At 39.1% G+C, this 8233-nt stretch carries 11 protein-coding genes; 9 read left to right on the forward strand and 2 right to left on the reverse strand.

Annotated elements, in window-relative coordinates; all coding sequences use genetic code 11:
* Window positions 1-82: 82 nt before the first annotated feature.
* The 3 genes from JWP71_RS14290 to rnc are packed head-to-tail and all read left to right on the forward strand — an operon-like array spanning window position 83 to window position 2324.
* Window positions 83-319 carry an acyl carrier protein gene (locus tag JWP71_RS14290; RefSeq protein ID WP_008508386.1) on the forward strand — a complete coding sequence of 79 codons (237 nt, stop codon included), beginning with the start codon at window positions 83-85 and terminating at the stop codon, window positions 317-319.
* A gap of 19 nt (window positions 320-338) precedes the next feature.
* Window positions 339-1592 carry a beta-ketoacyl-ACP synthase II gene (gene fabF / locus JWP71_RS14295; protein WP_299501249.1) on the forward strand — a complete coding sequence of 418 codons (1254 nt, stop codon included), beginning with the start codon at window positions 339-341 and terminating at the stop codon, window positions 1590-1592.
* A 6-nt stretch (window positions 1593-1598) separates the two neighbouring features.
* On the forward strand, window positions 1599-2324 hold the full coding sequence (gene rnc, locus JWP71_RS14300) for a ribonuclease III (protein ID WP_299501251.1): 726 nt from the start codon (window positions 1599-1601) through the stop codon (window positions 2322-2324).
* 1 nt (window position 2325) lies between these two features.
* Here rnc and JWP71_RS14305 read toward each other — a convergent pair whose 3' ends face one another.
* Window positions 2326-3063, reverse strand: a complete 738-nt coding sequence (locus tag JWP71_RS14305) for a hypothetical protein (protein ID WP_299501253.1) — start codon at window positions 3061-3063, stop codon at window positions 2326-2328.
* A 182-nt stretch (window positions 3064-3245) separates the two neighbouring features.
* Between JWP71_RS14305 and JWP71_RS14310 the strand changes: the two genes are divergently transcribed.
* The 6 genes from JWP71_RS14310 (at window position 3246) to JWP71_RS14335 (ending at window position 6539) form a co-directional block, all read left to right on the forward strand.
* Window positions 3246-4121, forward strand: coding sequence for a YicC/YloC family endoribonuclease (locus tag JWP71_RS14310; RefSeq protein WP_299501256.1), 876 nt, complete (start codon window positions 3246-3248; stop codon window positions 4119-4121).
* Window positions 4122-4188: 67 nt separating this feature from the next.
* A complete protein-coding gene (gene gmk, locus JWP71_RS14315; protein ID WP_299501258.1) occupies window positions 4189-4788 on the forward strand; it encodes a guanylate kinase in 600 nt (199 codons plus the stop codon).
* Between the two features lie 47 nt (window positions 4789-4835).
* On the forward strand, window positions 4836-5408 hold the full coding sequence (gene nadD / locus JWP71_RS14320; protein ID WP_299501260.1) for a nicotinate (nicotinamide) nucleotide adenylyltransferase: 573 nt from the start codon (window positions 4836-4838) through the stop codon (window positions 5406-5408).
* A gap of 26 nt (window positions 5409-5434) precedes the next feature.
* Complete coding sequence (locus tag JWP71_RS14325) at window positions 5435-5620, forward strand: hypothetical protein (RefSeq protein ID WP_299501262.1); 186 nt, start codon at window positions 5435-5437, stop codon at window positions 5618-5620.
* Complete coding sequence (locus JWP71_RS14330; RefSeq protein ID WP_299501264.1) at window positions 5599-5922, forward strand: type II toxin-antitoxin system RelE/ParE family toxin; 324 nt, start codon at window positions 5599-5601, stop codon at window positions 5920-5922. The genes JWP71_RS14325 and JWP71_RS14330 overlap by 22 nt, the downstream gene beginning before the upstream one ends.
* Window positions 5923-5939: 17 nt before the next feature.
* Entirely contained in the window at window positions 5940-6539 is a 600-nt protein-coding gene (locus JWP71_RS14335) for a tRNA-(ms[2]io[6]A)-hydroxylase (protein WP_299501266.1), read from the forward strand.
* A 29-nt stretch (window positions 6540-6568) separates the two neighbouring features.
* Here JWP71_RS14335 and JWP71_RS14340 read toward each other — a convergent pair whose 3' ends face one another.
* A complete protein-coding gene (locus JWP71_RS14340) occupies window positions 6569-8176 on the reverse strand; it encodes an FAD-dependent monooxygenase (RefSeq protein WP_299501268.1) in 1608 nt (535 codons plus the stop codon).
* Window positions 8177-8233 lie beyond the last annotated feature (57 nt).

Genomic DNA, 8233 nt, shown 5'->3' on the forward strand with positions numbered 1-8233 from the left:
AAACTAAAAAGTTTTAGATTTGATATTTGATAGATTTTATTTTTCTTTGCACTGAAATTATTAATCATTAAACTATAATACTATGTCTGATATCGCTTCAAGAGTAAAAGCTATAATCGTAGAAAAATTGGGTGTTGACGAAAGTGAAGTAACACCTGAGGCTAGCTTCACCAACGACCTTGGTGCTGACTCTTTAGACACCGTGGAACTTATCATGGAGTTTGAAAAAGAATTTAATGTGGCTATTCCTGACGATCAGGCTGAAACAATTGGCACAGTGGGTCAAGCCATCGCTTACCTTGAAAAAAACGTTAAATAAGACTCTCTTATTCAATTAAATGAAGTTTAGAAGAGTTGTAGTAACCGGGCTAGGGGCACTTACTCCAATTGGCAATAGCGTTCCAGCATATTGGAACTCCTTAATCAATGGGGTAAGTGGCGCAGCTTTGATTAAAAGTTTTGATACGTCACTGTTCAAAACCAAATTCGCTTGCGAAGTAAAAGGTTTCGATGCCGATGCGTTTTTAGGAAGAAAGGACGCGCGTAAGCTTGATCCTTTTGTTCAATATGCATTATATTCAACCGAAGAAGCTGTAAAAGATGCCGGTTTAGATTTTTCAAAACTGGACACCAGCCGTATAGGTGTTATCTGGGGATCAGGCATTGGGGGGTTAAAAACATTTTTAGATGAGGTGGTTAACTTTGCCAAAGGTGATGGTACCCCTCGCTTTAATCCGTTTTTTATTCCTAAAATGATTGCTGATATAGCTCCGGGCCATATTTCTATCAAATATGGTTTACGCGGTCCAAATTTCTCTACAGTTTCTGCGTGTGCCTCATCAAACAATTCATTAATAGACTCATTTAACTATATCCGCCTGGGTAAAGCTAATATGTTTATAAGTGGTGGTTCTGAGGCTATTATTAATGAAGCCGGTATAGGCGGATTTAATGCTATGCACGCGTTATCTGTACGTAATGATGACCCGGCAACAGCATCGCGTCCGTTTGATCTTGACCGCGATGGTTTTGTTGCAGGTGAAGGTGCGGGAACTATTATTTTAGAAGAATTGGAGCACGCTAAAGCCCGCGGAGCAAAAATTTATGCAGAAATGATGGGTGGCGGCATGAGTGCCGATGCTTATCACATGACGGCACCGCATCCTGACGGCCTTGGCGCCGCACTGGTAATGAGGGCCGCCCTTGAAGATGCAGAGCTGCAAGCATCAGATATTGACTATGTAAATGTTCACGGAACATCAACCCCTATTGGTGATCCGCAAGAAATTAAAGCTATACAGGATGTTTTTGGCGAGGATATTTATCGTATAAATATCAGCTCAACAAAATCAATGACGGGCCATTTATTGGGTGCCGCCGGCGCAGTTGAAGCTATCGCATCTATACTGGCTTTAAATCATGGCATAATCCCGCCAACTATTAACCACTTTACTGATGATCCTGCTTTTGATCCTAAAATAAACTTTACGTTTAATAAGGCTCAAAAACGCGACGTAAGAATAGTGCAGAGTAATGGATTTGGATTTGGTGGCCATAATGCTTCTGTAATATTTAAAAAATACGAAGAATAATAGTGGATGCCTGTTAGCCAGTTATATAAACTATATTTATCTCCACACAGAAAATACGTTAAGGTTTTAAAAAATTTGCTCGGGTTTGTACCGGGCAATTTGTCGTTATACCGTATGGCATTTCGCCATAAATCTGTGGCCCAGAGCGTAAAAAAAGGCGTAAAGAACAGCAATGAGCGTTTAGAGTTTTTAGGCGATGCTGTATTGGGCAGCGTAGTTGCCGAAGTGCTTTTTAAGCTATACCCTTATGAAGATGAAGGCTTTTTAACAGAATTGCGCTCAAAAATTGTTAGCAGGGTTAATCTCAATCAACTGGCGCGAAAGCTGGGATTTGAACAGCTTATTGACTATGATAACCGTGCTTTAGGGCCCACCCGGCAAGGATCACTATTAGGTGATGCCTTTGAAGCGTTGATTGGTGCGGTATACCTGGATAAAGGCTATGATTTTACCAAGCATTTTTTGGTTAACCACATCATCAAATCGCATATTGATATTCATACGCTTGAGCAAACAGAAACCAATTTTAAAAGCAAGCTCATTGAGTGGTGCCAGCGTCACAGTAAGGATATTTCTTTTGATTTGATTGAGAACGGTGATGGCGAAAACACCAAGCTGTTTACGGTACAAGCCAGCGTTGATGGACAAATGATGGGAACGGGAAAAGAATTCAGCAAAAAAAATGCTGAAAAATTGGCTGCCGAAAGAGCCTGCGAAGCTTTAGGAATATAGCTTAATACAGCTTTTCTATTTTTAAAGAACTTTTATTATTCCGGTAATACTCATAATTTCTTTTGATATAACTAATTATATCATAGTCACTCCAAACTGTTATATCCTCGTACGAGGGCGTAAAAGCAAGCATAAAATCCTGTACTTCGATGTCAGGCATGCTGGTTACCTGTAATATTAATTTCTTATTATATCGTTTAGCAACAGCTGCACGCTCCAACTCTTCTTTTGAGTATTGCCTAAATCGTTTAGCTTGTGCGGCTCCTTTTCCAAATATCTCATATAAGCCGGTTAAAGGCGAATTTACTAATGACCACGCGCTTGGGTTTAAAGTATAGTATTGATTTTTCTTTTTATAGTCATCCATTACTTCGTTTAACTCATCCTTCCTGCTTTTATCCTTAATAGTAACCTCATTTAAATGAATTATAGGTTGCATGTATATAGTCTGGTCCACTCGTGTTATAACAACCAAAATTTGCGCTGCATAGTCATCCTTTTTAAAAAGTAAGGTATCGCCCATTGCGGCCTGTATATGAAAGCTACCCAGCTCATCACTCATTCCGTTATTTTTTCTGGTTAGGTTAGTCACAAGCGCCTGGGGTATTACATCGGGCGTATTTTTTCTAAATATTACCCCTTTTACAATAAATGATTGCTGTGCAGATGCGCTTAAAGCCAGGCAAAAGCACATAACACTTGCAATAATAAAACGATAATATATTAATGACTTATTCAATCTGCAAACTTAAACATTGTAATTGGGTGTAAATGTAAAAAAATGTTAATTTTTAAGAAAAATATTTGTGATGAAAATTAAAGATCAATGTTAAATTGTTCTGCAATTGTGTTTGGTACCGCCTTGCAAACACTAATCTTTAATCTCTGATCTTCAATCTTCAAAAAATATTATCTTTGCGCATGATAAAATCCATGACAGGATATGGGATTGCCAGTTTTGATTCGGGTAATATAAAGTACACCGTTGAAATAAAGTCGCTGAACAGCAAATTCCTTGAACTCTCGTTACGTCTTCCCAAAATATTTTCTGAAAAAGAATTCCAATTGCGTAATGATTGCAGTAAGCAAATAGAACGCGGTAAGGTAAACTTATCTATTAATGTTGAGCAGGCAAGCTCTTCTGTAAAAGCAGCAGGTATTGATACCGTATTGCTAAAGCATTACTACGCGCAATTAAAAGCGGTTAGCAATGACTTAAACGAGCCCGCAAATAACCTCTTGCAATTGGCGCTTGGCTTACCAGAAGTTGTAAAGTATAATGAGGAAACTGTATCAGAGGAAGAATGGAAGGTTGTTGAGAATACTTTTAAACAGGCTATGGATGCGTTTCAGCAGTTTAGAAGCGATGAGGGTAATACACTGGAGCAGGATATTAAATACCGGATAGGTATTATTTTGCAAAACCTAACGCTTATTGAAATTGAAGAACCTAAACGTGTACCTGTTATACGCGAACGTTTGAATCAGTTTTTAAGCGAGGCCGCTGGGCGCGAAGCGATTGATCAAAACCGGTTAGAGCAGGAATTGATCTATTATATTGATAAGCTGGATATTACCGAAGAAAAAATACGTTTAAAAGCCCATTGCGACTATTTTATTGAAACATTGAAAAATGCGGATGCAAATGGTAAAAAACTGGGCTTTATATCGCAGGAAATAGGGCGCGAAATAAATACCTTAGGTTCAAAAGCAAATGATGCCGGTATACAAAAGTTGGTTGTGGGGATGAAAGAAGAACTTGAAAAAATTAAAGAACAATTATTAAATGTATTATAGTCGCTGGTCATTAGTCACCCGTCATTGGTTAATTAGCTAATGGATTGACTCCAATGACCAATGACCAATGACTAATAAACTAATGACCAAACAAGGAAAACTCATTATATTTTCTGCACCATCAGGGGCCGGTAAAACTACCATTGTTAAACATCTGCTTACTAAATTTCCTGAATTAGAGTTTTCTGTTTCGGCTACCACAAGACCACGAAGAGGTGATGAAGAAAATGATAAGGCCTATCACTTTATAAGCAAAGAAGAATTTTTGCATCTTATAGCCAAAAAAGAATTCGTTGAATTTGAAGAGGTATATTCAGGCACCTTTTACGGCACCTTGCGTACCGAAATTGAGCGAATATGGAAAAAAGGCAAAACAGTAATATTTGATATTGATGTAGAAGGCGGCCTACACCTTAAACGTAAATACGACGGGCAAGCAATGGCAATCTTTGTTCAGCCACCGTCATTAGAAGTACTTAAGGAGCGTTTGACTGCACGAGGGACCGATAGCGGCGAAAAATTAAAAGAACGCTTTATTAAGGCAGAAAAAGAATTGAATTACGCTCCCCGATTTGACATTATACTAAAAAATTACGATCTTCAGACGGCATGCGCAGAGGCGGAGAAGCTGGTGAAGAATTTTATTGCAAATGACTGCATTGCTTAATGCCGGATAATTAACTGTAAACAGCAAACTACCAACTGCAAACTGACATGAAGATAGGTTTACTATTCGGCTCATTTAATCCCATACATATTGGCCATTTAATAATAGCTAATTATCTGGCTAACCACACAACCTTGGATAAGGTTTGGCTGGTCGTATCACCGCAAAATCCGCTAAAAAAGTATGGCGACCTGATCAATACTTACGACAGGTTAGAAATGGCCCGCTTAGCTACTGATAATGCCCAGAACATTGAGGTGAGCGACGTAGAATTAAAACTCCCCCAGCCATCATACACCATTGACACTTTAACTCATTTAAAGGAAAAATACCCGCAGCATGAGTTCGCGCTTATTATGGGGTCTGATAATCTGGTGAGCCTGCCTAAGTGGAAAAACTACAAATTGATACTGCGCGATTATCAAATTTATGTTTATCCGCGCCCTGGGTATGAAAACGCGGAGCTGGCCTCGCATCCATCGGTAACTATAACCATGACGCCGCAAATGGAACTATCGGCCACATTTATCCGTAAATCTATCGCCGAAAAAAAGAACGTACAATATTTTGTTCCGGACGCTGTTTTAAAATTTATTGAGAGTAAGAGTTTGTATAGGTAATTTTTTAACTTTATAAAAAAAATCTTATGGTAATTACTAAAGATAAGCTTCAGGATATTTTGAATAATATGCCCGATAAAATGGATATTGAGGAAGTGTTTGATAAGATTTTGTTATCAGCAAAAGTTGAACAGGCATTAGTTGAATCCAAACAAGGTTTAGGTCAAGATTGGGATGAGTTCAAAACAGAATGGCTAAAAGAGGATCTGTAAGAATAGAGATTTTGCCAACAGCGAAAATCGATTTAAAGGAAATTGTTGATTTTATAGCTCAAGGCTCAAATAGATACGCGGTTTTAGAAAAGCAATTGATTATTAATGCAATAAATCAATTACTTGATTTTCCAAACTTGGGGAAGCCATTCGATTATAAATCAATCGATGCACGTCAATTAGTTTTTAAAAACTACTTAATCATCTATCGTTATAAAACTGAAACCGTCTTAGAAATTCTAACCATCCACCACCACGCCCGGTCAATAACCAACAACCCTGCTTTTACTGACGAAGATTAACCTTTATCTTTGCCCCCGTGAGCGAAAAAACCATCCTGAAATTACAACTGCCTACCGATCCCACCTGGGTTAAAAATGTTGTAGAAAGCAATATTGAAGAATTATTGATAGACCATGCTTATTGCGAGCAAAAGGCGGCTACTAATGGCATTACGCTTATCGTTCAGAATCCAAACCTTAGCGATCTGGTGCAACAAATGATTGCCCTGGTACAGGAAGAAATGGATCATTTTAAACGTGTACATGAAATTATTTTACAGCGCGGTTATGTGCTGGGCAAGGAACGTAAGGATGACTATGTGAATGAGTTACGCAAATTTATCATCATCGGCGGCGGCAGGGAAGCGCAGTTGATTGACAGGTTACTGTTTTCGGCAATGATTGAGGCACGTAGCTGCGAGCGTTTTAAAGTACTGTCTGAAAATATAAATGATAAGCAGCTATCAGAGTTTTATCATGAACTGATGATAAGCGAGGCCACACATTATACTATGTTTATTAACCTGGCTAAAAAGCATGCTACTACAATAGATGTGGATAAACGCTGGAAAGAATTTTTAACTTACGAGGCACAGGTAGTGAAAAATTACGGAAAGACAGAAACCATACACGGCTAATATCTCCATACATTTTGGAATAAAAACCATCACCCGATTTTTGCTAATCCCACCACATTATTTAAATAATTATCCATCATATCAATAGCCACAACATCGTTAATCAAACCGATATGCATATCCGGGCGAATAATTAGCGCTTTCTTCTTACCCTCTTTTACTTCGAATGTTTTAAATACTTCCTCATTTTTAGCAGATGGCGGCAGGTAAAAGAAATTAAGGTTTACTCCATAGTTTTGTGTGATCCATTTAGCGAGGGTAAACAAATCTATTTCCTGTAGTTTGCCTAATACTATTAATGTAAAGCCCGGCTTGGCACACCACTCATGCAGGTCGGTTTCTTCCTGTTTCTTTTCGTCGAATACTTTAAGATATGGCAGGCGGTCGCCGGCTTTAACTATTTTTGTGTGGCTTAAATGCAAACTGATGGCACTGTGCCGATAGTTGATAAATATTTGCGATACCCGTCTGAAAAATATATTACGCAAATTTTCTTTGTTCCAAACAAATTTTAACAAGCTTGGCATTATCCATTTTTTTAATAACATGTTTAGCCAGCCGGTTGACATAACCACTTTAAAAACTGCATCAGTTGTATTTAGCAACCCTTTGGCAACCGGCATTCTTTCGGCCGCATAAGTTTCTAAAATGGCTTCTTTAAGTTGCCCGTTTACCACACCTGCCAGTTTCCAGGCCAAATTATAAGCATCCTGCAAACCCGTATTCATGCCCTGCCCGCCAACCGGCGAATGTATATGCGCGGCATCACCCACCAAAAAACAACGTTGCTGCCTAAATCTATCCGCCATACGATGATGCAAACGATAGGTGGTAAACCACTTAATATGCACCACTTTCATATCCATATTAGCTACGCTATTTAAATGTGGTAATACTTCTTCTATTTGCAGGTCCTCACGCGGCTCAACACCTTCAGGGAGGTTACCTATTACGCGGTAGCAATTCTGCTCGGGCATGGGAAAAAATCCTGCAAATCCTTTTTTTGATAAATAAAGCTGCACCTGCTCACCTGTGAGTTGTTGGTTATCCAGCTCTACATCTGCCAAATAAAACTCATGCGCGTAGGTATCCCCATTAAATGGTATCAGTAATTGTTTGCGCACTACACTATGCGCACCATCGGCACCTATCAGCCAGTCGCAGATTAAAATAACAGTTTCTGTACCTGATTGCAATTGCACTTCGGCCCGCTCTGCTGTTTGCTTTACTGATAATAAATTGGTGTCCCAATAAACCGGGCAGCAATTCAAAGTTAAAAAATCAAGTAACAGGCGTTCATTCTTACTTTGTTGATAAAGATGAATAAACGGATATTTGGTTTCTCCTTTACCTGTATTTGCTAATGATAATTCGGCTAATACTTTCCCGTCCTCGTTAAATACCACCCCACCGGCTTGTTTTCCATTTGCCAAAACTCGGTCAACAATACCCATCTGCCTATATATTTCCAGCGAGCGGGCTTGTACTGCCAGGGCCTTTGACTGATCGGTGGGCCCTTGTTTACTGTCAATAATAATTGGCTGTACGCCATGCCGCAGCAACTGCGCCGCCATCATCAATCCGGATGGACCTGCGCCAACAATTAAAACTTTGGTATGTTGCCGGGTAATTAACACTTATATAGAACGGGATATGATGAAAATAGTTGGCTTTTTATGCAGATCAGGTACCTG

Origin of the sequence: Mucilaginibacter sp. (assembly GCF_028287845.1) — a bacterium.
In the GTDB taxonomy this organism is placed as follows: Bacteria; Bacteroidota; Bacteroidia; order Sphingobacteriales; family Sphingobacteriaceae; genus Mucilaginibacter.

Bases quoted from the DNA above. Each gene is read 5' to 3' on its own strand.
- JWP71_RS14290 (WP_008508386.1), top strand. From the start codon at position 83: ATGTCTGATATCGCTTCAAGAGTAAAAGCTATAATCGTAGAAAAATTG.
- fabF (WP_299501249.1), top strand. From the start codon at position 339: ATGAAGTTTAGAAGAGTTGTAGTAACCGGGCTAGGGGCACTTACTCCA.
- rnc (WP_299501251.1), top strand. From the start codon at position 1,599: ATGCCTGTTAGCCAGTTATATAAACTATATTTATCTCCACACAGAAAA.
- JWP71_RS14310 (WP_299501256.1), top strand. From the start codon at position 3,246: ATGATAAAATCCATGACAGGATATGGGATTGCCAGTTTTGATTCGGGT.
- gmk (WP_299501258.1), top strand. From the start codon at position 4,189: ATGACTAATAAACTAATGACCAAACAAGGAAAACTCATTATATTTTCT.
- nadD (WP_299501260.1), top strand. From the start codon at position 4,836: ATGAAGATAGGTTTACTATTCGGCTCATTTAATCCCATACATATTGGC.
- JWP71_RS14325 (WP_299501262.1), top strand. From the start codon at position 5,435: ATGGTAATTACTAAAGATAAGCTTCAGGATATTTTGAATAATATGCCC.
- JWP71_RS14330 (WP_299501264.1), top strand. From the start codon at position 5,599: ATGGCTAAAAGAGGATCTGTAAGAATAGAGATTTTGCCAACAGCGAAA.